General features: G+C 40.1%; 21 protein-coding genes and 1 other annotated feature. Of the genes, 14 read left to right on the top strand and 7 right to left on the bottom strand.

Features of this window, described 5'->3' with window-relative positions:
* The first annotated feature begins 54 nt into the window (after positions 1-54).
* The 7 genes from G8761_RS16910 (at position 55) to G8761_RS16880 (ending at position 9,714) form a co-directional block, all read left to right on the top strand.
* Positions 55-3,546, top strand: a complete 3,492-nt coding sequence (locus tag G8761_RS16910; protein ID WP_166028794.1) for an OmpL47-type beta-barrel domain-containing protein — start codon at positions 55-57, stop codon at positions 3,544-3,546.
* Positions 3,547-3,806: 260 nt separating this feature from the next.
* Positions 3,807-5,126 (top strand): VTT domain-containing protein, encoded by a 1,320-nt coding sequence (locus G8761_RS16905; protein ID WP_166028792.1) that lies wholly within the window; start codon positions 3,807-3,809, stop codon positions 5,124-5,126.
* A 420-nt stretch (positions 5,127-5,546) separates the two neighbouring features.
* Positions 5,547-6,323: an SGNH/GDSL hydrolase family protein gene (locus tag G8761_RS16900; RefSeq protein WP_166028790.1), complete on the top strand. Its 777-nt coding sequence runs from the start codon at positions 5,547-5,549 to the stop codon at positions 6,321-6,323.
* A gap of 12 nt (positions 6,324-6,335) precedes the next feature.
* Complete coding sequence (locus G8761_RS16895; protein WP_166028788.1) at positions 6,336-7,247, top strand: ABC transporter ATP-binding protein; 912 nt, start codon at positions 6,336-6,338, stop codon at positions 7,245-7,247.
* A complete protein-coding gene (locus G8761_RS16890) occupies positions 7,240-8,220 on the top strand; it encodes an ABC transporter permease (RefSeq protein ID WP_166028786.1) in 981 nt (326 codons plus the stop codon). The genes G8761_RS16895 and G8761_RS16890 overlap by 8 nt, the downstream gene beginning before the upstream one ends.
* A gap of 330 nt (positions 8,221-8,550) precedes the next feature.
* Positions 8,551-9,186: an FMN-dependent NADH-azoreductase gene (locus G8761_RS16885; protein ID WP_166028784.1), complete on the top strand. Its 636-nt coding sequence runs from the start codon at positions 8,551-8,553 to the stop codon at positions 9,184-9,186.
* 156 nt (positions 9,187-9,342) lie between these two features.
* Positions 9,343-9,714, top strand: a complete 372-nt coding sequence (locus G8761_RS16880) for a VOC family protein (protein ID WP_166028782.1) — start codon at positions 9,343-9,345, stop codon at positions 9,712-9,714.
* Between the two features lie 67 nt (positions 9,715-9,781).
* Here the strand turns inward: G8761_RS16880 and G8761_RS16875 are convergent, their stop codons facing one another.
* The 3 genes from G8761_RS16875 to G8761_RS16865 all read right to left on the bottom strand — a co-directional run bounded on the left by G8761_RS16875 (position 9,782) and on the right by G8761_RS16865 (position 12,798).
* Positions 9,782-10,225, bottom strand: a complete 444-nt coding sequence (locus G8761_RS16875) for a GNAT family N-acetyltransferase (protein WP_166028780.1) — start codon at positions 10,223-10,225, stop codon at positions 9,782-9,784.
* Positions 10,226-10,238: 13 nt separating this feature from the next.
* On the bottom strand, positions 10,239-11,039 hold the full coding sequence (locus G8761_RS16870) for a CPBP family intramembrane glutamic endopeptidase (protein ID WP_166028778.1): 801 nt from the start codon (positions 11,037-11,039) through the stop codon (positions 10,239-10,241).
* Positions 11,040-11,574: 535 nt separating this feature from the next.
* Positions 11,575-12,798 (bottom strand): NAD(P)/FAD-dependent oxidoreductase, encoded by a 1,224-nt coding sequence (locus G8761_RS16865; RefSeq protein ID WP_166028776.1) that lies wholly within the window; start codon positions 12,796-12,798, stop codon positions 11,575-11,577.
* Between the two features lie 299 nt (positions 12,799-13,097).
* Between G8761_RS16865 and G8761_RS16860 the strand changes: the two genes are divergently transcribed.
* A complete protein-coding gene (locus tag G8761_RS16860; RefSeq protein WP_166028774.1) occupies positions 13,098-13,664 on the top strand; it encodes a hypothetical protein in 567 nt (188 codons plus the stop codon).
* A 19-nt stretch (positions 13,665-13,683) separates the two neighbouring features.
* Here the strand turns inward: G8761_RS16860 and G8761_RS16855 are convergent, their stop codons facing one another.
* Together G8761_RS16855 and G8761_RS16850 are read right to left on the bottom strand one after the other, a co-directional pair.
* Positions 13,684-14,142, bottom strand: a complete 459-nt coding sequence (locus G8761_RS16855; RefSeq protein WP_166028772.1) for a hypothetical protein — start codon at positions 14,140-14,142, stop codon at positions 13,684-13,686.
* 273 nt (positions 14,143-14,415) lie between these two features.
* A complete protein-coding gene (locus G8761_RS16850) occupies positions 14,416-15,696 on the bottom strand; it encodes an APC family permease (RefSeq protein WP_166028942.1) in 1,281 nt (426 codons plus the stop codon).
* Positions 15,697-15,902: 206 nt separating this feature from the next.
* Between G8761_RS16850 and G8761_RS16845 the strand changes: the two genes are divergently transcribed.
* The 6 genes from G8761_RS16845 (at position 15,903) to proS (ending at position 21,671) form a co-directional block, all read left to right on the top strand.
* Complete coding sequence (locus G8761_RS16845; protein WP_243450060.1) at positions 15,903-16,616, top strand: DUF459 domain-containing protein; 714 nt, start codon at positions 15,903-15,905, stop codon at positions 16,614-16,616.
* Between the two features lie 122 nt (positions 16,617-16,738).
* Entirely contained in the window at positions 16,739-17,350 is a 612-nt protein-coding gene (locus G8761_RS16840; protein WP_166028767.1) for a M15 family metallopeptidase, read from the top strand.
* A gap of 119 nt (positions 17,351-17,469) precedes the next feature.
* Positions 17,470-18,681, top strand: coding sequence for an MFS transporter (locus G8761_RS16835; protein ID WP_166028765.1), 1,212 nt, complete (start codon positions 17,470-17,472; stop codon positions 18,679-18,681).
* Between the two features lie 134 nt (positions 18,682-18,815).
* Positions 18,816-19,520 carry a hypothetical protein gene (locus tag G8761_RS16830; RefSeq protein ID WP_166028763.1) on the top strand — a complete coding sequence of 235 codons (705 nt, stop codon included), beginning with the start codon at positions 18,816-18,818 and terminating at the stop codon, positions 19,518-19,520.
* Between the two features lie 185 nt (positions 19,521-19,705).
* On the top strand, positions 19,706-19,912 hold the full coding sequence (locus tag G8761_RS16825; protein ID WP_166028761.1) for a hypothetical protein: 207 nt from the start codon (positions 19,706-19,708) through the stop codon (positions 19,910-19,912).
* 61 nt (positions 19,913-19,973) lie between these two features.
* Positions 19,974-20,190, top strand: a binding site (T-box leader).
* A gap of 83 nt (positions 20,191-20,273) precedes the next feature.
* Positions 20,274-21,671 carry a proline--tRNA ligase gene (gene proS, locus G8761_RS16820; protein WP_275940713.1) on the top strand — a complete coding sequence of 466 codons (1,398 nt, stop codon included), beginning with the start codon at positions 20,274-20,276 and terminating at the stop codon, positions 21,669-21,671.
* A gap of 43 nt (positions 21,672-21,714) precedes the next feature.
* Here proS and G8761_RS16815 read toward each other — a convergent pair whose 3' ends face one another.
* Together G8761_RS16815 and G8761_RS16810 are read right to left on the bottom strand one after the other, a co-directional pair.
* A complete protein-coding gene (locus G8761_RS16815) occupies positions 21,715-22,605 on the bottom strand; it encodes a YsnF/AvaK domain-containing protein (protein WP_166028757.1) in 891 nt (296 codons plus the stop codon).
* A gap of 183 nt (positions 22,606-22,788) precedes the next feature.
* The gene (locus tag G8761_RS16810; RefSeq protein ID WP_166028755.1) at positions 22,789-22,989 is read right to left on the bottom strand and encodes a CsbD family protein; all 201 of its coding nucleotides are present in this window, start codon (positions 22,987-22,989) and stop codon (positions 22,789-22,791) included.
* Positions 22,990-23,522 lie beyond the last annotated feature (533 nt).

Genomic DNA, 23,522 nt, shown 5'->3' with positions numbered 1-23,522 from the left:
ATATAGTTAGATTTACCTTTATATGTAAAATACTATTTAATAGGAGGTAAGGGATTGGAAAACCAAACGATTGCAAGAACCATGAGGCTGATACTGCTAACAGTATTAGTTCTGACAAATGCTTTAGCCGGTAATATTGGAGGTGGTTTTGCAGCCGCCGAAACAGTTTCGGCAGCTGTATTGCCAGACGGTGCGGGCAAAAAGGTGTTGTTTGATAATACACACGGACAGACAGCGGGAGCTGCAGACTGGGTTATCGACGGTGCATTCTCTGATTTTGCCAATGGTTTAAAATCAGCTGGTTTCAGTGTAGAGGAATTATCACGCCAAATTCCTTATACCTTTGGCGAGCAGGCCGTTACATATGACAAATTAAAGAATTATGATGTTTTTATTATCGGGGAAGCGAATATCCCTTACAAGAAAACTGAGCAAGATGCCATGGAACAATATGTTCGGGAAGGCGGCAGTATTTTTTTTATTGCCGATCATTACAATGCTGACCGCAACAAGAATAGATGGGATGCTTCTGAAGTCATGAACGGTTATCGAAGAGGCGCTTTTTCGAATCCGGCTAAAGGAATGAACCAGGAAGAAGCGGGTTCGCCTGCTATGCAGGGGGTTCAAAGCTCCGATTGGCTCGGAAGTAAGTTCGGAATCCGTTTTCGGTATAATGCGGTGGGCGATGTAAATGCTACAGACATAGCGGCGCCTTCCCAATCATTTGGTATAACTGAGGGAGTAAACTCGGTCGCAATGCATGCCGGATCAACACTTGCTATTATTGACCCTTCAATAGCGAAGGGTGTCGTGTATCTTCCTTCAACAAATGTGAGATGGGCCAGTGGAGTAGATAAGGGTGTTTACAACGGGGGCGGCCGTGCTGAAGGACCATTTGCCGCAATCTCGAAATTCGGACTGGGGAAAGCTGCGTTCATCGGTGATTCCTCTCCTGTAGAAGATGCGTCACCTAAATATGTTCGTGAAGAGAATGGTTCCAAAAAAACTACTTATGATGGCTTCAAAGAGCAAGATGATGGTAAGTTCCTCGTCCAGACGGTAAAATGGCTCGCAAATAAAGAAAGCTATACAAGCTTTAACCAAGTTTCCGGAATGGTACTCGATCAGCCGACAAAGCTGATACTTGACCCGGCCCAGAAAGAAAACGAAGACCCGGCGACTTCTGTTGAGCCACAGGCTGAACCGTGGGCCGCCCCGGCAGCCGGTTATAAATGGTATGTTCCGTCTACTTTTAAAAGTGGTTCATATGGAGCTGCGGGCAGTACGCAAACTCCTCCTCCTCCAACAGGACAGTCACAATACAAATTCGTTCATCAAAGTACGCTGCCCAATAATAGCCAGCCATTCCAGGTTCGAGTGGAAGTGGACGGCCTCGCAGCAGGAAGTACATTGAACAATCTGAATCTTGGAATCTACCTAACAAGCAGCGGCACACAGGTTGCGAAGGTTCAGAATGCAGACGGCACGTGGCCAACCGCCTACGGCTATAGCTCGAATTTTTCAGTTACGGCTGACGCAAAAGGACATGCTTCTAAAACGCTGACGATCCAGGTAAAGGCGGGAAGTTCAGGTGCTGCAAACTTAAGATTGAGGCAGGGGAGTACCAACCTCGTAACGGAAGCTGTTACCTTGGGTAATGTTGCTGCAGAACCGCTTCCGGATGAAAATACGGCTCCCGCACCAATTTCGGTTGAGGATGCAAGAACTCAGCCGGACGGGACACTCGTTACGGTTGAAGGAACGATCACTTCAGAACCTGGCGTTTTTGGAGGACAGGGATTTTATCTGCAAGAAGGAACTTCAGGAATTTACGTCTACCAGAATGATACCGGATTTAAGCAGGGTGACTATGTGCGCATCACTGCTGTAAAAAAGACTTATAACACGGAACTGGAACTGGCAGATCCAGTGAAAATAGAGAAAATAAGTACAGAAGAGATACCAGATGCTGCTGTCCAGCCTACGGTTAATGAAGCCAATCAAGGGACGCTAATCACGCTCCAAAATGTCAGAATTAAGAACCTTCCAGCGGCTGATACTTCCGGTACCTTTGAATTTGATGCTGTAAGTGAGAACGGCACAACTAGAATAAGAATAGACAGCCGGACGGGCATTTCATTCGCGGAATGGAGCAAGTTATATGCTGAAGATAATATTGTCAATATCACTGGGATAGCCTCTGTTTTTAAAGGGACATACCAGCTCAAGCCATTAAATATGTCTCACTTTGAAACCTCGGATCACACACCACCTGTCACAAGCGTGATTGCTGATGGATTTATTGGAGAGAGGTATAACAATAAAGATGTTGTTCTTTCTTTTACAGCAAACGATGTTGCTGGCCTTGGAGTAGCAAAAACGGAGTACCGCTTGAACAACGGAGAGTGGACAACGGTTGAAGGAGACGTAACAATTTCCCATGAAGGAAAAAATGTGATTGAATTCCGTAGTTCTGATCAAGCAGGCAATGTGGAAGAGGCACAAACTCTGGCTGTCTGGATTGATAAAACAGCCCCTAATACAACCGTAACCACAAATGGGGCAGCCGCAGGAAAATACAGTAACAAAGATGTAGTCGTTGCATTTAATTCTGAAGATGGTTCAGGTTCGGGTATCGCAAAAACAGAATACCGGCTGAACAATGGAACGTGGACCGCTGTTGAAGGAGACGTAACAATTTCCCAGGAAGGGAAAAATGTGATTGAATTCCGCAGTTCTGATCAAGCAGGCAATGTGGAAGAGACACAAACTCTGGCTGTCTGGATTGATAAAACAGCCCCTAATACAACCGTAACCACAAATGGGGCAGCCGCCGGAAAATATAGTAACAAAGATGTAGTCGTTGCATTTAATTCCGAAGATGGTTCGGGTGCAGGAATTGCAAGAACAGAATACCGTCTCAACAACGGGGATTGGGTGCCAGTGAACGGGGAAGTGACGGTATCCAATGAAGGAAAAAATGCTGTAACCTACCGAAGCATAGATGAAGCAGGGAATGTGGAAGAGGCCAAAACAATAGAAATATGGATCGACAAAACGGATCCCGAAATCAGTGTCAGTGGAAAACTAGCATTCTTCCAAACTGATCGTGTTATGGAAACCGTATTAACTATAGAGGATAACCTGAGCGATATTGCGAAAGTTGAGTATGCTCTTGACGGAGTTGTGATTTCTAGTTTAAACAATATCAAACCGCTGACATTAGCTCCAGGTGAACATATACTTACAGTCCGGGCAGAGGATGGGGCAGGCAACGCAGCATCAAAAGAATTCAGTATCTTTATCTTAATTGATATTGACCACCTAGATGAATTAATCGACCTGGGCGAAGCTAACCAAGCTTTTACAAACCAAGGAATTATAAAGAGCCTTAAAGCGCAAGTGCTAGCTGTACAAAAGGACAAAACAGCTGATAAGCTAAAAGCTTTAGAGAATCATATCCAAGCACAAAGGGGCAAATTTATTACTGAAGATTTTGCTGATCTATTTGAAAAGGATTTTGATTATATTCTAGAAAACAGGTAAGAACAATAGAATGAAATTGGGAGTGGCAATCAATTGTCACTCTTTTTTTGTGCGTATCTTTTCCTATTAATAGAAAAATTATCCATAAACGGAATTTTACTCGTGAAATTCGACAAATTTTTTTGGTCATCTTTATTGAAGTCCTGCTCTGTGAATACTATAGTAAAGAAGTAGGGTTTTTTCTATGAAGGAAATAATAATTATTAATATATAAATTTGTTTTTTTTTCTGTTTCACGCCGGAGAGAGGGGCTTTCGAAATTGCATATTTTTATTACTTTCATGAATGATTACGGTTACCTGGTCCTTTTTTTAGCCCTTTTTTTGGGTATTCTTGCCGTTCCGCTGCCTATTGAGGCGATGATGGGTTACGCGGGATTGTTGGCATATCAGGGCCAGATGAATTGGATAGCAGCTGTCATGTCGGCCGGTATTGGAGGGTTAGTAGGCATGGTGGCAGCATATGGAATTGGATGCAAGCTTGGAATGCCATTCTTCGAAAAATATGGACCGAAAATCCATCTTGGGCCTGAAAAACTTAAAACCACTTCCTCCTGGTTTAAAAAATACGGGAATAAGCTCCTCATAATTGCGTTTTTTATCCCGGGCGTTCGGCATATGACAGGCTATTTTTCAGGTATCACACGGCTTCCCTTCCGAGTTTATGCGGCCTATTCTGCAATCGGTTCATTTATATGGGTTTCAACCTTTGTCATTCTTGGAAAATTACTCGGGCCTAAATGGGAACAATTCCATGACTCGATTGTAAAGTACCTGTTAATTGCAGTACTATTGATTGCCATTCTGATTATTGGAATTTACTTTTTCAGAAGATTTAAAACGCAAATTATTTCAAGTTTTACAAGAGGAATGGAAAAGGTCCTATATGCTTTTCGAACAAGAAAAAGATTTACCTTTTTTATTTCAGCAGTTTCACTTATGACCTTGCTTTTGATCATCCTGATGGTAGGTATGATAGAAGATTATATTGGAAATGAATTTAACGACTTTGATAAAGTGGTCAGTATGGTTGTTACAGCGGTTCTGACAGGCCGGATGGATTGGCTGATGACTTTGTTTATCGGGCTTGGTAAAAATGTTTGGCTGATTATGATGATCATTCTTACCTTAGGGTGGATCGTCTGGAGAGGCCAGGAGAAATTTTTGGAGATATTCTTCCTTTTTATTATTGTGCTGGGTGGCGAATTATATGAAGAAATTCTCCGAAACACCTTTCACCGTGTGGCTCCTGGTGAACCATCAATTTTAGACCGTTTTCCTTATAGTTTTCCTAGTGAGCAATCTTTAATGGCTTTTGTGATCTATGGCTTTTTCTTTTTTATCATTTTAAGGCATACACGTAATCTAAAGGTTCATACTTTTTTGATTATCGGATGGGTAATCGCTGTACTATTCTTAGGGGTAGCCAGAATTTACTTTGGAACACAGATGCCAAGTCAGATTTTAGGCGGATATGTGTTTGGCGGTGTGTGGCTTGGTTTTTCCATCCTGCTGCTTGAATTATTCCGGGTGCTTACCTCACTTGATAGTCCAAAGAAAATATCCCGCTTGAATGAATAAGGAAAAAAGAAGGATAACAAAAATAAATCATATTAGAATAAGGGACATGGAGGAACACACGTATTTTTACAATAGATATCGTGTGTTTTTTCCATTTTAGTGACTTTTTAAGAAAATGTCTAAGGCAGTCCGAACAGCCCGCTAGGTAGCAGCTTAACTAAATGTGAACATCCCCATTTTTTAGCACAATGGAATTTGATGGCAAAGAATGATCGTTCTATAATGGAAGTTGAAAGAGATTAGGAGCGGCAATAAGTGGCTGCTTTAAAATTCGCCAGATCCTAAACTAGTAAATGAACGTCCCAGAGCACGGAGCTTAACAAGACATTAATCATTAAGACTTTTGAAGCCCAGCTGTTTTGTTTTAGTCCTTTTTTGTGATTAAATGGTCATTAGATGCTGAAAGAAAGGAAGATTCCTTTGAATAAAAATATTCTGCGGGTCATTACTATAATTGCTGCTATTTTCTTCGTCCTTTGGCTTGGAGGCCTTGGCTGGGCAATGGCTGATTACTATGGTGGGAAACCTAATCCAATTACAGCCTCAAAAGCCCCTGAAAAAGCAAAGGAAAATGGAAAAGAGCTGAGGGTTGTCGCTATAGGTGATTCATTGACCCGGGGCACTGGCGATGAATCAGGAAAGGGCTATGTTGGAGATGTAATCGATGAATTAAAAACAAAAACAAAAAAGCCTGTCAAGCTACTTAATCTTGGCGTAAACGGGCAGCGTTCAGACCAGCTCCGCACCCAGCTCGGGCAAAAAGAGGTGCAGCGCCAAATACAGCGTGCTAATATCGTTTTAATGACCATAGGGGGAAATGATTTATTCAGAGGCGGACAGGGTCTTGCTGATTATCAGTCGGACAAGCTGCAGATTATTGAAAAAAGCTATCTTCAGAATCTGACGGCAATTTTGAAACAGATTCGGACCTCGAATCCTGATGCAAGAGTATTTTTTGTTGGTCTTTATAATCCCTTTATGAATCTTAATGAAGGTAAAAATATTTCAAAAGTCATCCGCCGTATTAATTATGAAAGTGCGGAGGTTAGTGCTTCATTTCCAAAGGTTGTTTTTGTTCCAACCTTCGATTTATTTGAGCTAAAAGTTAATGATTATTTATATTCCGATAAGTTCCATCCCAATACAAAAGGACACCGGCTGATTGCTGAACGGGTAGCATCACTGATCACCTGGTAAGGAGAAGGGAAAATGGAGAAGACAACTTTATCTGTAAGAAATCTAAAAAAAACGATAGGAAAAAAAGAAATTATTAAGGGTATCAGCTTCGACTTAAAGGAAGGGGAAGTTTTCGGTTTTCTTGGACCAAATGGTGCTGGAAAAACGACAACCATCCGCATGCTTGTCGGCCTGATTAAACCGACCTCGGGGAGCGTAGAAATTGGCGGCTACAATATCGAGAACCATTTTTTCGAGGCGATGAAAAATCTTGGCTGTATTGTAGAAAATCCTGAATTATACCCATATTTATCAGGTTGGGATAATCTTCTCCATTTTGTTAGAATGCTTGATGATGTCGGAGAAGAGAGAATAACAGAGGTAACTCAGCTGGTTGGCCTGACAGACCGGATCCATGATAAGGTTAAGACTTATTCGCTTGGAATGAGGCAAAGACTTGGAATTGCTCAGGCTCTCCTTGGCAGACCAAAGGTTCTAATTTTAGACGAGCCTACCAATGGATTGGATCCTGCCGGAATAAGAGAAATGAGGCAATTCATCCGGTTTCTTGCGGAAAGCGAAGGATTGAGTGTTTTGGTTTCCAGCCATCTTTTAAGTGAGATTCAACTTTTATGTGATCGGGTAGCGATTATTTCAAAGGGGAAAGTAATTCGGACCGACACAGTTGAGCACCTATTATCCAATCGTGAACAGCTAATTTGGAGTTTTGAGCCATTTGAAAAAGGTAAGGAAATTCTCTCATCTTTAACAAAGACTGAAGATAGCGGCGATGGTTTTATCCGGACTGAATATGAATCGGAAAAAGCAGCCCTCTGGAATAAACAGCTAGTAGATGCAGGAGTAAAGGTAACTGAAATGAACAGAAAACTGCCTGCTCTTGAAGACTTGTTCCTGGAACTGACCGGGGGTGACAAAATTGATTAAACTGGTTCAAAATGAAATGATGAAGCTTATTGCTAAGAAGCGGCTTCTTGTTATTGCCGCGATTATCGCAGTTCTTGTTGCTCTTTTTACATATGCTCAATATAAGCAGGTGGAAACGCAGCGCCACAAGCTGGGAACTAACGACTGGAGAACCATTCTGCAGCAGCAGATCATTGATACTCAAAACAGGCTCAGCAGCAGCCGAATTTCAGATGACTGGAAAAAGCAGCTAAAGGTCGGTCTTCAGCAGCAGCAGTACTATTTGGATCATAATATCAATCCATCTGAGCCTGGCGCACCAACCTTTATGCGGATGTTTTTGGAGAATTCCATTGACCTGTTCCTGCCGCTGATGGTGATGGTTATAGCCAGCGACCTGGTATCCTCCGAACACAGTCTTGGTTCGATTAAGCTTTTATTGACTAGGCCTGTAAGAAGGTGGAAGGTTCTCCTTAGTAAATATATTACACTCTGTCTTTCTATTTCACTCATTGTAGCAATTACAGGGATCATATCTTACCTAATTTCGGGGATGGTCTTTGGGTATAAAGGCTGGGGAGCCCCAGTGTTAACGGGCTTTAATGTGACCAATCAAGGACTTGGAACAGAGAGCGTAAAACTTCTTGATCAATGGCAGTTTTTATTGATGGACTTTGGCCTTGTCTGGTTTGTAGCCATTGTAGTTGGCACATTATCATTCATGCTTTCTGTGCTGATTAGAAGCACAGCCGCCGGAATGGGTGTCATGCTGGCAGCCCTAATCTCTGGCGCCATTCTTAGTAATATGGTCTCCTCATGGAATTCGGCAAAGTACTTATTTATGGTCAATTTAAGATTAACTGACTACATGAAAGGGACTGCCCCACCTATTGAAGGAATGACATTAAGCTTTTCCCTTGCTGTGCTCCTGGTATGGTGGGCGGCTGCGTTAGCGGTGGCTTTTTGGGTTTTTACAAAAAGAGATGTGTATTAAAAAATGGCTTCCTGCTAATGGCAGGAAGTTTTTTGATATAAATCATCGTAAGAAGTTATTCATAAGGTCTATCAAGGAAGAAATTATTTAGGGAAATGTATCCAGAACGGCTATTTAAAATAGATACCATAACGGAATAGGTCAAATGTCTTTGATAAAAGCTATGAAAGACAAAAGACGGTGGGGACACGGGAAAAAGTCGTTCATAAAAGGCTATAAGGCCGGACTTATTCAATCCCTATTTTTCATAAACACGAAGGAATATCTTGTCGAAATAAGGGAAAAGTTAATGGGGGGAGAGTATTACCAAACAGAAAGGCAGGAGAAATCATGGCAACAGTTCTTTACATTACAGCACATCCGCATGACGACACACAATCCTACAGTATGGCAGTGGGAAAGGCTTTTATCGATTCGTATCGGGAAGCTAATCCAAATGATGAAGTGGTACATCTGGATCTTTACAAGGAAAACATACCGCAAATAGATGTTGATGTATTTAGCGGATGGGGTAAACTTCGCTCGGGTTCAAGCTTTGATCATTTATCCAGTGAAGAAAAAAGCAAAGTCAGCCGTCTTGGCCAATTAACGGATCAATTCGTAGCAGCTGATAAATATGTTTTTGTTACTCCACTCTGGAACTTCTCATTCCCACCTGTTATGAAGGCGTATATCGACTCTATTTGCACAGCTGGGAAAACATTCAAATATACCGAGCAGGGACCTGTTGGTCTTTTGACTGATAAAAAGGCTCTTCATATCCAGGCTCGAGGCGGTGTCTATTCCGAAGGTCCAGCTGCAGGAATGGAAATGGGCCATAAGTATATCGGACTCATCATGCAATTCTTTGGAATTCCTTCATTTGAAGGATTGTTTGTGGAAGGTCATAACCAATTCCCGGATCGTGCAGAACAAATTAAGAAAGAAGCAATTGAGAAAGCTAAACAGCAAGCAAAAAACTTTTAATTACGAAATAGACATGAGAAATCATGTCTATTTTTTATTACTTGGTTTTAGTCCGCTTATTATAATCATAATTAAAACTTATCCTATTTGATAAAATTTTGAACATTCACTTATCAAGTCTTTTAGCCTAAAATAAACCTAAAAGGGGGTTTTTTGATGGCTATTGTATTTAAATCAATTGATCATGTTCAATTGGCAGCTCCGAAAGGAAGTGAAAATAAAGCTAGAAAATTCTTTGGTGAGATTCTTGGATTTACAGAAATTGAAAAACCGGAGGAATTAAAAAAGCGGGGTGGAGCATGGTTTCAGTCGGGATCTGTGCAGATTCATATCGGCATAGAAGAACCATTTGCTCCCGCCAAAAAGGCACATCCTGCTTTTGAAGTTGAAAATATTGAAGCTGTCATGGACCAATTAAATGAATCAGGAGTACTGTTTCAAGTAGATATTAAGCTTCCAGGTTCTAAACGTTTTTATGTGGATGACCCATTTGGAAACCGTCTTGAGATTCTTGAGTGGATTAAATAAAAGTAACTTTCATACGCGGCCCTGACAGGCTGCGTTTTTTCTATTCAGTAAGCAAAAATGAATCATTTTACAATTGTGAATTTCTACTATATGCTGATTTTATATAAAAAATAGAGGCGGGGTTTAATGGACAACAATATAATAAAAAAATCTGTATTCCCGCTAGGTAAATCTCTTCAGGCTGATAGGCCTCCTTCATTTCCTCAATGATGGCTTTTAAAACCGGAACTCCATATCCCTTTCCCTGAAAGGCGTGTCCCAGCATCATACTAATCAGTTCGTGTCTCCCTGTTTCATTTCGAAAACCATGGGAGGCAAAGCCGATCAATTGAGTTCCGTCATAAACGGCTCTTGGTTTAAACCCAAAGGTTTGGCAGGCGGCAAGGAAAAAAGCATTGGAGCCAACCCACCGTTCATATATTTGAAAATACTTCTCCTGGTCTTTATCGGATTTTAGTGCAATTACTTCAAAAAAATTCTTTTCAGTTACATCTTTTAATTGAATATCCATAATAACCTCTTTTTTAAAAAGTTTTAGTAATACCGGAATGAAAGCTGTTTTTACTAGAATCATAGTTATAGAATTTTATGACTGCCAGAAGGAACAAAAACATTGCAAGTGAAAAAATATTTGGGAGCATTTCCGCTAAAAGAGTACTGTGCGCCGCTTCCTTCATCAAAAAAATGCCTGAACCTGCTTTTTGAGACAATCCATATAGAAGAGAAAAAGCCATATTAAGTCCAAAATGGAGGCCTGTGTCAGCCCAGATGGTGCCCGTTTTGTAAAAAGCATAGGTTAGAGACAATCCAAGTAGGACAGAAAATACAAAGTTATCCAGGGAGAATGGCTCATGCCAGTAATCATCTAAAGCATAGATTAGGATACTGACAAGAAAAATCCAGCCTGCAGGAAGCTTATCTTTTAATAAACCGAAAACATAGCCACGCACAATTAAATCATTAATGAGGGAGCCTAAAAAGTATCCGACAACTGCTTCCATAATGGGCATAATTGCATCTTGTGCCGATTTCACTCCGGTAATGTCAATCGCTCCAGTCCAGTCACGTATCGCATACATTAAGCCCCAGAAAAAAAAGCCGATTAAAAAGCTATAGGCAAAGTTTCGTTTCCAGCCATTACTAAAGCTTAGGCCTAGCGCTTTTAACCCGCCTATTCCCGCTGCAGAAGCAATAAAATGGGCAAGCGGGAAGAATAGCAGTATGGAAGCCAACTGAAAATACATATTGGATAAACCATTAACCGCTAAATTAAAATATAAATCTAGGAAGATGAAACCTATTATTCCAATGGAAAGCTTTTTCATACATACCTCGCTTAAAATATAGTTATTATTATTCTAGCTGAAATAAAGGAAAAAACAACCAATTTTTGAAAAGACAAGAAAAAGGCTGCCTGAATCGGCAGCCTTACTTTTTCTGCGCAATTGCCATCCAGAGGGGGAGGAGGAAGACAATGCGTTTCCCTGGGAGAGGGAAGGATCTAAACTTCAGCTTGATATGCTGGGAGAAACATATAAGCAAATAATCCAGCTTCATCGCCCAGCGAGTTTTCTACTCAGAATAAGCTTCCTGAGTATCTTGTATCAAGTATGACTTTAAGGTGATACTTGATCCAGCTAGAGGCCAACCTACTTCTCCCTACGAAAAGTCAACATCGAAGCGCTATGCTCTTCGTGTTTCCATTATCTCAGTCGAAGCGGAGGCTCGCAGGATGCGAGTCAGAAAGGCGTTGCCACAGGACGTGGCGGCCCTTACCCTTTCTTCAAATGCCCTACCCCGCTTAACGGGCGATTACGCCTTTTGATATATAGTTTAATGGGACAAGCCCATAGAACTCGATTAGTTTTTTGCAGCCAGTTTAACTGATCCATGTTTTAAATTCAGGTTCTGCTTTAGAATAAGAGCAGGGCCGCCAAGGATAAATAAGTAGCGGGCTTCAATTACCTTCTTCATAAAGGCTGCAAACAATCCGGATAAACGGAACTTTCCAACTTTGCCTACAGCAGCCAAATTTCCAATGGAAGCAACAGAACCTTTGTGATGGTATTCAAACAATTTCAATGGGCTCTTACGAATGGACGCAGCAATGTTTTCTGCGCAAACACTTGCTTCCTGTAAGGCTACCTGTGCAGTAGGAGGAAGAGCACTTTTTTCATCCTTCATAAATAATGCGCAGTCTCCGATACAAAATACATTTTCCATTCCTTGAACCCGAAGCATAGAATCTACAGGAAGCTTAACTTTTTCAATTGGCAGGCCACAGTCCTGAATAATACTGTTTGCTTTTACCCCGCATGACCAGATAACAGTACGAGTTGGAATTTCAACATTGTTTTCAAGCGTGATCATTTTAGGTGTGCATTCAAGTATTTTTGCTCCAGTGCGGATATCGATATTGAACTTTTCAAGCACTCTATTGGTATAATCAATTGATTCTTCTTCAAAGAAAGGCAGGACACTTGGAGCTGCTTCAACCGCAATAATTTTAATAAGGTCTGATGGGATATCATAGTTTTGGCAAAGAGCTGGAATCCCTTCAGCCAGTTCACCAAGCATTTCTACACCTGTAAAACCGCCTCCTGCGACCACAAAGGTAAGACGGGAAGGATCCAGGTCCTCTTTATATAATGCAAGTTGTTTATGAATTTGATGATAGATGGCTTTTGTGCTCCTGAAGCTGCGGATTTGGAAGGCATGTTCCTTAATCCCAGGTATCCCATAGGTTTCAACCTCGAAACCAAGCGCGATAAGGAGATAATCATATTCCAGAACTTCTCCTGTATCTAGCGTAACTCTCCGGCTAGAAGAATTAATGGAAGAAACCATTGCTTTCTTAAAATTTGTTTTTGATGGATCAATCAGCTCGGATATAGGAAGAGCCACTTTAGTGTCTGTTGCGGTTCCAGCACCGATTTTATGAAGCTGAGTAGTGATATAATGGTAATCATGTTTATTCACTATAGTAACATCCGCTTCTCCGGATTTTAAAATTTTCTCTAATTTAGTACCAGTTACAAGACCGCCGTATCCAGCACCTAATATGAACACTTTTGGTTTATTCATCTTTATTTCCCCCAATACCTATCCTTGTGAAGTTATTCACATGATCGAATTAAAAAATAAGATTATATACTATGTGAAATGATTCACATTCTCTTTCTATATTTAGATTACGATATTTATAGAAATATCTCAAGTACCTCTTTTAAAAAATATTTGTCGATTTTGTAAATAATTTTTTCGTTTAGGGAAATATATTTAAGGAGGCTGCTCCGATGGAAAAATACAGAAATCTTCCCAGAGTGTTTCATTTTTGTTCACAATTTTTACCCATACTAATTATTTAAGGAGGTGAACAATGCATGAAAAAACAAATAATTACAGGCTTGATGGTTCTTTCTTTAGCGGTTCCAGGAGTAGCGGCTGCAAAGGGAATGGTTCAGGAAAATAGTACAAATGACAATCCGAAAACTCATGCTCATCATGGCCGCCATATGGACAAGGCAGATTGTAAAGCAAAGATGCAGAAGCGTGAGCAGCAGTTATTGTCCTGGGTGGAAAAATACACTCCTGAACAAAAGGATAAGTGGAACCAGGTAATTGCAGAGCGTAAAAGTCTGCATCAGAAAATAATGAGCCCAGAGTTTGCTGCAAAGCGGGAAGCCTGGATGAAGGCTAGGAAGAATGAAAAGCAGGAGCTTAAAAAACAGCTTGAGGAAGGTAAAATAACACAAGCTGAATTCAAGGAAAAGCTTAAGGAAAAAAGAAAAGAGTTCCATAAGCAAAAAAGAGCACATTTTCAAACATACCGTGATTTGAAAAAAGCGGTCAAAAACAATGATCAGCAGCAGGCTGCGAAGCTTTTGAATCAGCTGCTAACCCAGATGGAACAGCATAATCAAATGATCAAGACAAAAATAAAAAAATAACAATGAAAGAACCAGCTGCTTAATTAAAAGCAGCTGGTTTTTTATCTTCATCCATAGAGGGGGCCATTTCTGCAATTTCCTCTACATCAACAAGAATATAATCGTTGTAATAAACCATTAATTCTCCGCTTGATTGAGTTGCTTTTTGGATTACTTTTATACTTCTGCAAAACAAAGGAATCTCGATCTCTCCGTTGGAAAAAACAATACAGTAAAATTCATCCGAAAACGGCGATATCTCATCGCGGATACATACATAACTTCCTTTAAAGGATGCCAACAGCGGCCTCGCTTTCGCTTCAGCCTCTTCCGCCTGAATAAGAAATTGATGATTCAAAAATACATGAGCTTCTTTTAAGAAAAGCAGAAAAGCGACAAATCCCATAATTGCAAGTGTGGCTATGAATGTATCCGATAGACCAGGATAAGTCAGGGCTGTTACCCATGCCAAGACGGTCATCAATAAATGAAAATACATTACATCACCCTCTTTTTTATTGTTAATAGAACCTTATTGATTAATGGGCAGAGGAAAATGAAAATTACTCTGTAGATTATTATATGAAATTGAAATATAAAGTTTATAATTATATTTTATAATATTTTGAAAATTTAATAAATAAATTCGCATAAAAAAGCTGCCATTACAAATTGTCTGGCAGCTTTTCTGCTTGCTTTGGAAAATCGGTGATAGCTTTCAACTAAATGGACCTTAATCATAGGTGCAGCGGCCATCATCTAGTGGCCATCGTTATCCAGTGGACTTCTGCCTATTCTTTTGCAAAATCTTATAGACAGGAAGTCCGATTAAGGTTATAACGATTGAAATAAAGGTATCAAGGGGAGTTTTCATAATAGTACTTCCCAATATATAAATAGCTCCGAGTATTGCAAGTATTGGTGTTAAAGGGTATAGAGGCACTTTATAAGTACCTACACTTTTGTGTGTCTTTCTTAATAGGAAAACTGCAAAGAAAGCTAGTCCGTAAAATAAAAACACTGAAAATATGGCGATATCAGAGAGCCTGTCCGGATTTCCAGCCAGCATCATCATAATCGCAATCACTATTTCCATAAAGGTAACACGTATTGGTGTCTTAAACCTTGGGCTGATATGAGATAAATATTTTCCAGCCGGCAGATGTCCTTCTTGTGCCATGGCCAGTGGAATACGAGGGAAAGTAAGGATTTTACCATTAAGGCATCCAAAAATAGAGATTAAGATTCCCACTGCAATCAGCTTACCGCCTGTTGATCCAAAAAGGATATTGGCCGCTTCTTTTGAAGCATTTGGTCCTAACTCAACAATTTTTTCTGCTGGCAGTACATGCAGCATAGCAAAGTTAACACCCAAATAAGCTGCCATTACGATCAAGATTCCAGTTATAATCGCTCTTGGTAAAGTTTTAGCAGGATTTTTCATTTCTCCTGCCATAAATCCTACATTCATCCAGCCATCATATGCCCAAAGAGTAGCAAGTACTGCTGCTCCCATTCCCAGCGTTTCTGTACTACCGCTGCTCATATTAAAAATAGGGGAATGTCCTTTTGCCAAACCAAAAACGGCAATCATGGCAATGGGTATTAATTTTGCCACAGTTGACACGCTCTGAATTAGACCGCCATACTGCGTTCCAAGCATATTAAAAATAAAAAGGAAGATAACTGTAATAATACCAATGATAATCTTACTGCTTTGCGGTAAGCCGAACATGCCTGCCACTAATTCTCCAAAGTAAAGGCCAAGGGCACCTATAACAGCCGGACCGTAAATTAGAGTCTGAATCCATCCGCATAAAAAGCCCCACATGCTTCCATAAACTTCCTCAACATAGGCGTATAATCCTCCAGTTCTTGGGATTTTCACACTTACTTCTGCAATGGTCAGTCCGCTTGCAAGGGTAATAATACCGCCAATAACCCATGCCCATAAGGCAAGAGTGGAATTACCTGTGGAAGAGATGACGACTCCTGGCTTCATAAAAATACCCGAGCCGATCACGGTTCCTACGACAAGCGAAGCTGCTACCATAAATCCTATGTTTTTCTTTAACTGTACTTCTTCTTTAACCAACGTCCATCACCTGCGCACATATGTATTTTGTTGAAGATTATACCACAATAACTTTGAATGCCCTTTGTAAGAATTTTAAAACTTCTTTTTATTGGGTAGTTTCTTATAAAAGTGGGTATAAATTATTATTTCACACAATTGTAAACAACGGGAGAGGAATTAGTATGAAAAAAATATTTACTATCTTGGCTCTGCTGGTGGCCATCACTGTCGGAGTATATTCGTACGTTACTTTTTTTGATCATACCGAAGCCAAAGGAAATCAAAAAACAATAATGGCATTTGGAGATTCTTTAACATACGGAAAAGGCGATAGAAAGGAACAGGGGTATGTTGGCCAGCTTCAAAGGGAATTAAATAAGAAACATCAAGGTACTGACTACCAGATTCTAAATTATGGTGTAGTGAACCGGGAGTCATCAGGAGTTCTCAAGGAATTGGCGAACATAAAAACAGCAGACCATTTAAACGAGACTGATTATTTTATTGTTTTCATTGGAACCAATGACCTTATCCATAGTAATGGGGGGGACTTGTCCAAGCTTCATCCTGAAAAAATTAAGGCGGCCAAGAAAGATTATCTGGACAATATGAATGCTATTTTAAAGATTCTTCAAACAGCGAATAAAAATGCACCTGTCATTTTACTAGGACTTTACAATCCATATCCAGAAGGACATCATATCGAGAAATATATTGATGATTGGAATCAATCAATTCAAAAGCTGGCTATTTCTCATGAGAATGTAAAATATATCCCGACCAATGAATTATTTAAGGGAAAGAATAAGAAACAATACTTCAGTGATTCTCTTCATTTAGATGACGACGGATATCGACTTATTGCAGGTAAAATCATGAAGAGCTATGACTTTTAATAGTCTTTTTTGCGGAAAAATGGTATTTTAATAGAATAACAGTTGCGGATCCTGGTTTCAGGGTCCTTTTTCTTGGTGAAATATAACCGATATTTAATATAAGGAAGAAAGGGATGATAAGAATGAAATTAAACAAAAAAGGAAAATGGCTCGTCACCTTGCTCTTCCTTATTGTTCCGATTTTGTTTATTTTCAATTCCCTCGAAACTCAGCCCACCAAAAAAGTACCAATGCCAACCAAGCTGAATGATTTAGTAGAAGCCAAGTCAAAACAGCTTGTAAATGAAGCAGCCCGAAAAGGGATTCGGGTTGTAATTACAGATGATTTCCGAAGCGCCAAAGATCAGAATGCTCTTTATGCCCAAGGGCGTTCATCTGATGGAAATGTGGTTACTAATGCCAGGGGCGGAGAATCCTATCATAATTACGGGCTTGCTATTGATTTCGCTCTTGCCGCACCTGGAGGAGAACAATTAATCTGGGATATGGATTATGACGGAAACGGAAATAGCAAAAGTGACTGGAAGGAAGTTGTGGAAATAGCCAAAAATCTAGGATTTGAATGGGGCGGCGATTGGGCAAAGTTCAAGGACTATCCTCATCTGCAAATGAGTTTCGGCTTAACCATTAATGATCTTCAAAACGGAGTCCGGCCTTCTAAAAATGGAGTTCCGACAAATCTTGCAATGAAAGATAAAATAGTTAAATTCTTTAAAGAAATATCGAATATATAAACTTAAAAATCGTAAATAAATTTGTTGATAGTAAATTGCGGAATCCGAAACATTTCTATAGAAACGATAACTAAGTTCCTGTAAAATATACGATTATAAATGAAAAGAGGGCGAAACGGATGAATCAGCCATTATTAAAAGAAAGCCCCCATTCTGGTGAAGTGAAGGAGAAAATCTGGACCCGAGACTTTATTCTAATATGCCTGGCCAACTTTTTCATTTTCCTCGGATTTCAAATGACTCTTCCAACCATTCCGCTTTTTGTTGAAAGTCTCGGGGGGAATGACCAGCTGATTGGATTTGTAGTAGGAATATTTACTTTTTCTGCTTTGCTAATCCGTCCATACGTCGGCCATGCACTTGAGACAAAGGGAAGAGCTTTCGTATATTTAACTGGATTGACCATTTTTGTTTTAACTGTTGGTTCCTTTGGTTTTGCGGCATCGATCTTTTTTTTGTTTGCTTTAAGGGTACTGCAGGGTTTGGGCTGGGGATTCTCGACAACCGCTTCGGGTACCATTGCAACTGATTTGATTCCAGCAAGCAGAAGAGGAGAGGGCATGGGGTATTACGGCCTCTCAGGTAATCTGGCACTTGCATTTGGGCCTTCACTTGGATTAATTCTTTCAGGCGTTTTAAGTTTTATGCAATTATTTTTAATAAGCGCGGGTTTAGGATTAATGGCTTTATTGCTATCATCACGTATTAAATTTAAAAAAATTGAGGCTATACCAAACAAAACAAGGGCGGCAGTTAAACTCGATCTTTACGAAAAGGGCGCCCTTCAGCCTTCATTCTTATTATTTTTTATGACAGTAACCTTTGGAGGAATTGCTTCATTTCTGCCACTCTATACAGCTCAAAAACATATTAGCGGGATTCAATGGTATTTCCTTTTTTATGCTGCCGCACTAATGGTGACACGGACCTTCGCTGGGAAGCTCTATGACAGAAGGGGACATAAAGCCGTTTTTATCCCTGGTGCATTGTTGATTTTATGCGCAATGCTTTTGCTCGCGTGGCTTCAAAACAACCCGGTCCTCTTCGCAGCAGGCGTTTTATATGGTTTAGGATTTGGTTCTGTCCAGCCAGCCTTACAAGCATGGTCGATAGAAAATTCAGCTCCTAACAGAAGGGGAATGGCTACAGCCACATTCTTTTCGTTTTTTGACCTCGGAATCGGAGTCGGCGCCATGGTCTTTGGGCAAATCGGCCATATGCTTGGATATAGAAGTATATACATTACCGCCGCCTGCTCCGTCGGATTTTCTATCTTGTACTATTTATATCTCCTTTCTAAAAATAAAGGCACTGCTGCCGCAAGGTCTTAAGGTAAAACCAGTTCCATTTTGGGACTGTTTTTTTTGTGGAAAATTAATAGTTTTATGTAAATAAATGGTACAATCTCCTTTAGGGGGGATGAGATATTAAAAGAAGAATCATCGAATGGGTTATTGGACTTTCAGTGGCTCTAGTCGTCCTAATCGCCTTTGACCAATGGAATTCCTATAAACACGAAAAACCCCCAAAACCTTTCATTAGTGTAGGTGACACTAACCTTAAATATGCCTTCGCCAGCTATTCCTGGCACGGTACGGTTAAAAAAAGTAAAGAACTTTCCCAGGCTGTGTATGATATACCAGTACCTACACCAAAGGTAAATCCATTCCAGCAACTGCACGTAAAGTTCCCAAAAAAGCCAGATAAAGTGAGAATTGAAGTTTGGAATACCCAAACGAATGAGAAGGTTAATTCAAAAAAGGGACTCTCTATTGATGTGCCTAATTTCCCATGGAGTTTCGTTTTTGTCATAAAAGCGGAGTGGGGAAAAGAAAATGCAACTTATATTACACGGATTAATATTGGCCAAAAAGTTTCTTATCAGCAATTTTTACCGTGGGGAAAACGGAAGTACACGGTTCTAGAACTACTGCCCGGTAATTCTCCTGATAGTACGATTACTAAACTCCCCCATAACTTAGCTATGAAACTGGATAAAATGAGCAGTTGGGGAGGTACACTGGAAGATTTAAAGAAACAGCAGCCAGATCTTCCAATTACTGAAGTGCCGGCCTATTTTGTTTTTGACCAGAAAAAAATCATATTTGAAACTAATAACTTAAACCAACTTATAGAATTTTTAAAGAAAAAATTGAAACCGCTGAAATAAATGCGAAAAAAAATAATAGAATGGGCGGTGACCTGGAAAATATGAAAAAAAGCCAGCCTGATCTCTCATTTAGTAAAACACCCGTCTTCTTTGTTTTTGATCAAAAATCAGTTGTGTACTCTACATATGATTTAAATGAGCTTAAAACATTTCTACAGTCGTTAGAATAAGGGGGGACATAGTCTTTGAGAAACTTTTGGTTTTGGTTTTTGTTAGTATTAATTGCTGCAACCATACTTTCCTTTATACTTGGTTTTCATAAAGCTGGCTATGCTCTTGGATTCCTCCTTAGCAGCGTGCTTGTCACGATAGGAACAGTCTATGCTGCTAAAAATAACAGTTATACGCATAAAAGCTATCACGAAGACTATATAAACAGGAGGAAAAGATAATTTTTTTAAGACAATTTGACAAACATTTTGCATTAACATATAATTTTGGAAAAATAATCATATTGAAACGCTGATGGGGATTAGTAAAATGATGCGTGTTATTTCCAGAGAGGAAGCTGAACGGTGCAAGGCTTCTACTGACAGACTTTTGAACCTGCCCCTGAGTTCCGGACCGGACGAAAGTGAAGGTCTGTGCGGGTTAAAATCCGTTATCGTATTCGAGAGTGTTAAGCTTTGCTTTGCAAATTAGGGTGGTACCGCCATTTTTGGTCCCTATTGTAGAGCGGGGCTTTTTTATTTTTTTTTTAAAAGAAACGGAGTGAGTCACTTGGCTAAGGAGTTTGTAAAAAATATTACGGGGATGGAAGAGGACTTCGCCCAATGGTACACCGATGTTGTGACAAAAGCTGATTTAATCGATTATTCGAGCGTTCGTGGTTCTATGATTATCCGTCCTTATGGTTATGCGCTTTGGGATAACATCAAGAACGAACTAGATGCACGGATTAAGGAAACAGGACATGAAAATGTCTACATGCCTTTATTTATACCTGAGAGCCTTTTGCAAAAAGAGAAGGATCATGTTGAGGGATTCGCTCCTGAAGTAGCATGGGTTACACATGGAGGATCAGAGGAACTTGCTGAGCGGCTGGTTGTCCGTCCAACATCGGAAGTGCTATTTTGTGAGCATTATAAAAACATCATCCATTCATACAGAGATCTTCCAAAGTTGTACAACCAATGGGCGAATGTAGTGAGATGGGAAAAAACCACAAGGCCATTCTTAAGAACACTTGAGTTTTTATGGCAGGAAGGCCATACATGCCATGCTACTGACGAGGAAGCTCTTGAAGAAACCGTTAAAATGCTGAACGTATATGCGGATGTTTGTGAAAATATACTGGCGATTCCAGTGGTTAAGGGTCAAAAAACGGAAAAGGAAAAGTTTGCAGGCGCCAAGTTTACTTATACCATTGAGAGCCTTATGCATGATGGCAAAGCACTGCAGACTGGCACATCGCACCATCTTGGTGACGGCTTTGCCAAGGCCTTTGGAATACAATTTTCAGATAAGGAAGGCAAGCTGCAGCATGTTCAGCAAACCTCATGGGGATTCACAACCCGCGTAATCGGTGCAATGATCATGGTTCATGGTGATGACAGAGGCTTGGTCATTCCTCCAAAAGCGGCTCCAATTCAGGTCATGATTGTCCCTATTGCCCAGCATAAAGATGGCGTTCTTGATTTTGCTTATGATTTGAAAAAGAATCTGGCAAAGATAGCAAGAGTTAATATTGACGCAAGCGATAAAATGCCTGGGTGGAAGTTTAACGAATATGAAATGAAGGGCGTTCCCTTAAGGCTTGAAGTAGGGCCAAAGGATATCGAAAAAGAACAAGTAGTTTTAGTCCGCAGGGATACTTTGGAAAAGGTAGTCGTTCCATTAGCTGAGCTGGGAGAGAGAATTACCTTGCTGCTTGTGGAAATTCAGTCCAATCTTTATAATCGTGCAAAGGCACACCGCGAGGAAAATACTAGCATAGCTAAGGACATCGATGAATTAAAAGCCAGTCTTGAACAGAAGCCTGGCTTTGTAAAAGCAATGTGGTGCGGAGACCGAGCATGTGAGGACAAAATCAAAGAGGAAACAGGCGCCACTTCACGCTGCATGCCATTTGAACAGGAAAAGGTATCCGAGACATGTTTCTGCTGCGGAAAAGGGGCAGAGAAGATGGTATACTGGGCTAAAGCGTATTAGAATAGAGAAAAGGCTGCCGGGTGGCAGCCTTTTATTTTTTAAGTTAGAAGCGGTCATTATCAAGACGGTTGCGATCAAGAGTGGTATCATCCACCTCAGTTCCGTCACCTTCTATCCTAGCTTCCTCACGCTTAACATTTTCAACTACCTGCTCGGTATCAGTAACTTTCTTCTTACCGATAACAAGCTCCTCAGTAACGACTGGTTTTTTCGTTACTTCAACTTTTTCTTCAACAATTGGAACGCGGATGGTTTCATCATCACCCACTGGAGTAGTATCTAGATCATTTCCATCAACAGCACGTCTTTCGACATACACTTCCTCACGTTCAACTGGGACATTGACTCTCTTTTGCTCTTCTACCACATTTTTGTGGACCTCAACCTCGCCAGTTTGGACGCGTTCTTTAGAAACATCCAGCTGCTCTTCACGAAGCTTTAGGAAGCGCTCTTCGTCCGTATCGAGAGTGTCTGACTCAAGGCCTGTCCGGTCAAGAGAAGTTGTTCCAGTGAAAGCACCTGCGGCTGTACCAGGAACGGTTTCAGAAGTAGTGTCTGTAAAGTTCCCAGCATTGGTGTCGCCTAGAAGTATGATACGACCAGAATTAATATCGTTCTCATACTCACGTGCCGCAGCGTCGTCAATACCAAAACCAACAAAGTGATCGTAGTAAGATGTTCCTTCGCCTGTATTGGTATTGCCTTCAAACGCTGAAACTAGGCTGTCCAGGAATCCCTTGTGCTCACGAGTTCCGTTTGTATCATCGATATCCTCGGTAGAAACCCCCGTTTTATATTGAAGAGAAGAAGGGAAATCATTGGAATTAGATACGATTGACATGTCGCTTACTGAATATCCCTGATTGCGGTATTTTTCGATAGCTGAAATCACTTCATCACTAGAATTATAAACGCCTAATACTTTTTTACTCATTTGTCATTCCTCCGATATGTTTTATAAATTTTGGTTAATCTTGCTTACATCTATCACTTTCCCCGTTTGTCAATGGTAAAAACAATTTATTTTTGGCATTTTTCCCATTTCTTAGGAAAAATTTGGAAAAAGATAAAAAAAGGAGCAAATCGAGTGATTTGCTCCTTGGACATTGGTATTTAATTATCGGTTTCTATCAACAGCATCGTTAAATTTATCTGCGAGTTTTTCTTTAGTATCACCGTATTTTCCCTGGATAGAACCTTTAGCCTGGTCTACCTTACCCTCAGCTTCCATTGATTCATTCCCTGATAGCTTACCTAAGCCCTCTTTCATATCACCTTTAAGTTTATCGAAAGTACCTTTTGTTTGATCGTCATTCATGGTTGTTTCCTCCTTTTAAAGTGATGCTTCTTATTTACCCTAGAAAAAAAAGATAAAACAAGCCGATGTGCTTGGGAAGGAAACTAGGTTAAGATTTCATATAGAAGTCTTGCACAAACAGGTTAATTATCTTGAGAGATTTAGCTGTTTCATTAAGGACAAACTAATAGCAACAGCAAGAGCTATGTTCTTAAGAGAACAAAATAATAGAAAAAGAGGTGTACGATGTCTTTAACCTTTATAATTGATAGAAAAGAAGGAACGCTATGCCATTAAAAATCATTATTGAGGACAAACTGTTAGAACATGAGTGGGTAAATGTCTTTAATAAAGCCTCTTGAGGACAAACAACTAGAAAAAGAGGAGTACAAAGTCTTCAATAAATTCAATATCAAAAAGAATTGGGAGGCAATGGCGTTAATATGCCTTATTGAGGACAAACTGTTAGAAAAAGAGTGGGTAAATGTCTTTAATAAGGCCTCTTGAGGACAAACAACTAGAAAAAGAGGAGTACAAAGTCTTTAATAGATTCA

The sequence above is a fragment of the Neobacillus terrae genome (assembly GCF_011393025.1).
Classification (GTDB): domain Bacteria; phylum Bacillota; class Bacilli; order Bacillales; family Cytobacillaceae; genus Neobacillus_A; species Neobacillus_A terrae.
The sequence above is the reverse complement of the archived record's forward strand: the minus strand, read 5'-3'. Positions and strand labels throughout refer to the sequence as shown.

What these genes read in the sequence shown, in the direction of transcription:
- G8761_RS16895 (WP_166028788.1), top strand. Translation starts at nt 6,336, where the DNA reads ATGGAGAAGACAACTTTATCTGTAAGAAATCTAAAAAAAACGATAGGA.
- G8761_RS16860 (WP_166028774.1), top strand. Translation starts at nt 13,098, where the DNA reads ATGAAAAAACAAATAATTACAGGCTTGATGGTTCTTTCTTTAGCGGTT.
- G8761_RS16885 (WP_166028784.1), top strand. Translation starts at nt 8,551, where the DNA reads ATGGCAACAGTTCTTTACATTACAGCACATCCGCATGACGACACACAA.
- G8761_RS16835 (WP_166028765.1), top strand. Translation starts at nt 17,470, where the DNA reads ATGAATCAGCCATTATTAAAAGAAAGCCCCCATTCTGGTGAAGTGAAG.
- G8761_RS16815 (WP_166028757.1), bottom strand. Translation starts at nt 22,605, where the DNA reads ATGAGTAAAAAAGTATTAGGCGTTTATAATTCTAGTGATGAAGTGATT.
- G8761_RS16865 (WP_166028776.1), bottom strand. Translation starts at nt 12,798, where the DNA reads ATGAATAAACCAAAAGTGTTCATATTAGGTGCTGGATACGGCGGTCTT.
- G8761_RS16810 (WP_166028755.1), bottom strand. Translation starts at nt 22,989, where the DNA reads ATGAATGACGATCAAACAAAAGGTACTTTCGATAAACTTAAAGGTGAT.
- G8761_RS16855 (WP_166028772.1), bottom strand. Translation starts at nt 14,142, where the DNA reads ATGTATTTTCATTTATTGATGACCGTCTTGGCATGGGTAACAGCCCTG.
- G8761_RS16845 (WP_243450060.1), top strand. Translation starts at nt 15,903, where the DNA reads ATGAAAAAAATATTTACTATCTTGGCTCTGCTGGTGGCCATCACTGTC.
- proS (WP_275940713.1), top strand. Translation starts at nt 20,274, where the DNA reads ATGGAAGAGGACTTCGCCCAATGGTACACCGATGTTGTGACAAAAGCT.
- G8761_RS16840 (WP_166028767.1), top strand. Translation starts at nt 16,739, where the DNA reads ATGAAATTAAACAAAAAAGGAAAATGGCTCGTCACCTTGCTCTTCCTT.
- G8761_RS16850 (WP_166028942.1), bottom strand. Translation starts at nt 15,696, where the DNA reads ATGGTAGCAGCTTCGCTTGTCGTAGGAACCGTGATCGGCTCGGGTATT.
- G8761_RS16880 (WP_166028782.1), top strand. Translation starts at nt 9,343, where the DNA reads ATGGCTATTGTATTTAAATCAATTGATCATGTTCAATTGGCAGCTCCG.
- G8761_RS16870 (WP_166028778.1), bottom strand. Translation starts at nt 11,039, where the DNA reads ATGAAAAAGCTTTCCATTGGAATAATAGGTTTCATCTTCCTAGATTTA.
- G8761_RS16875 (WP_166028780.1), bottom strand. Translation starts at nt 10,225, where the DNA reads ATGGATATTCAATTAAAAGATGTAACTGAAAAGAATTTTTTTGAAGTA.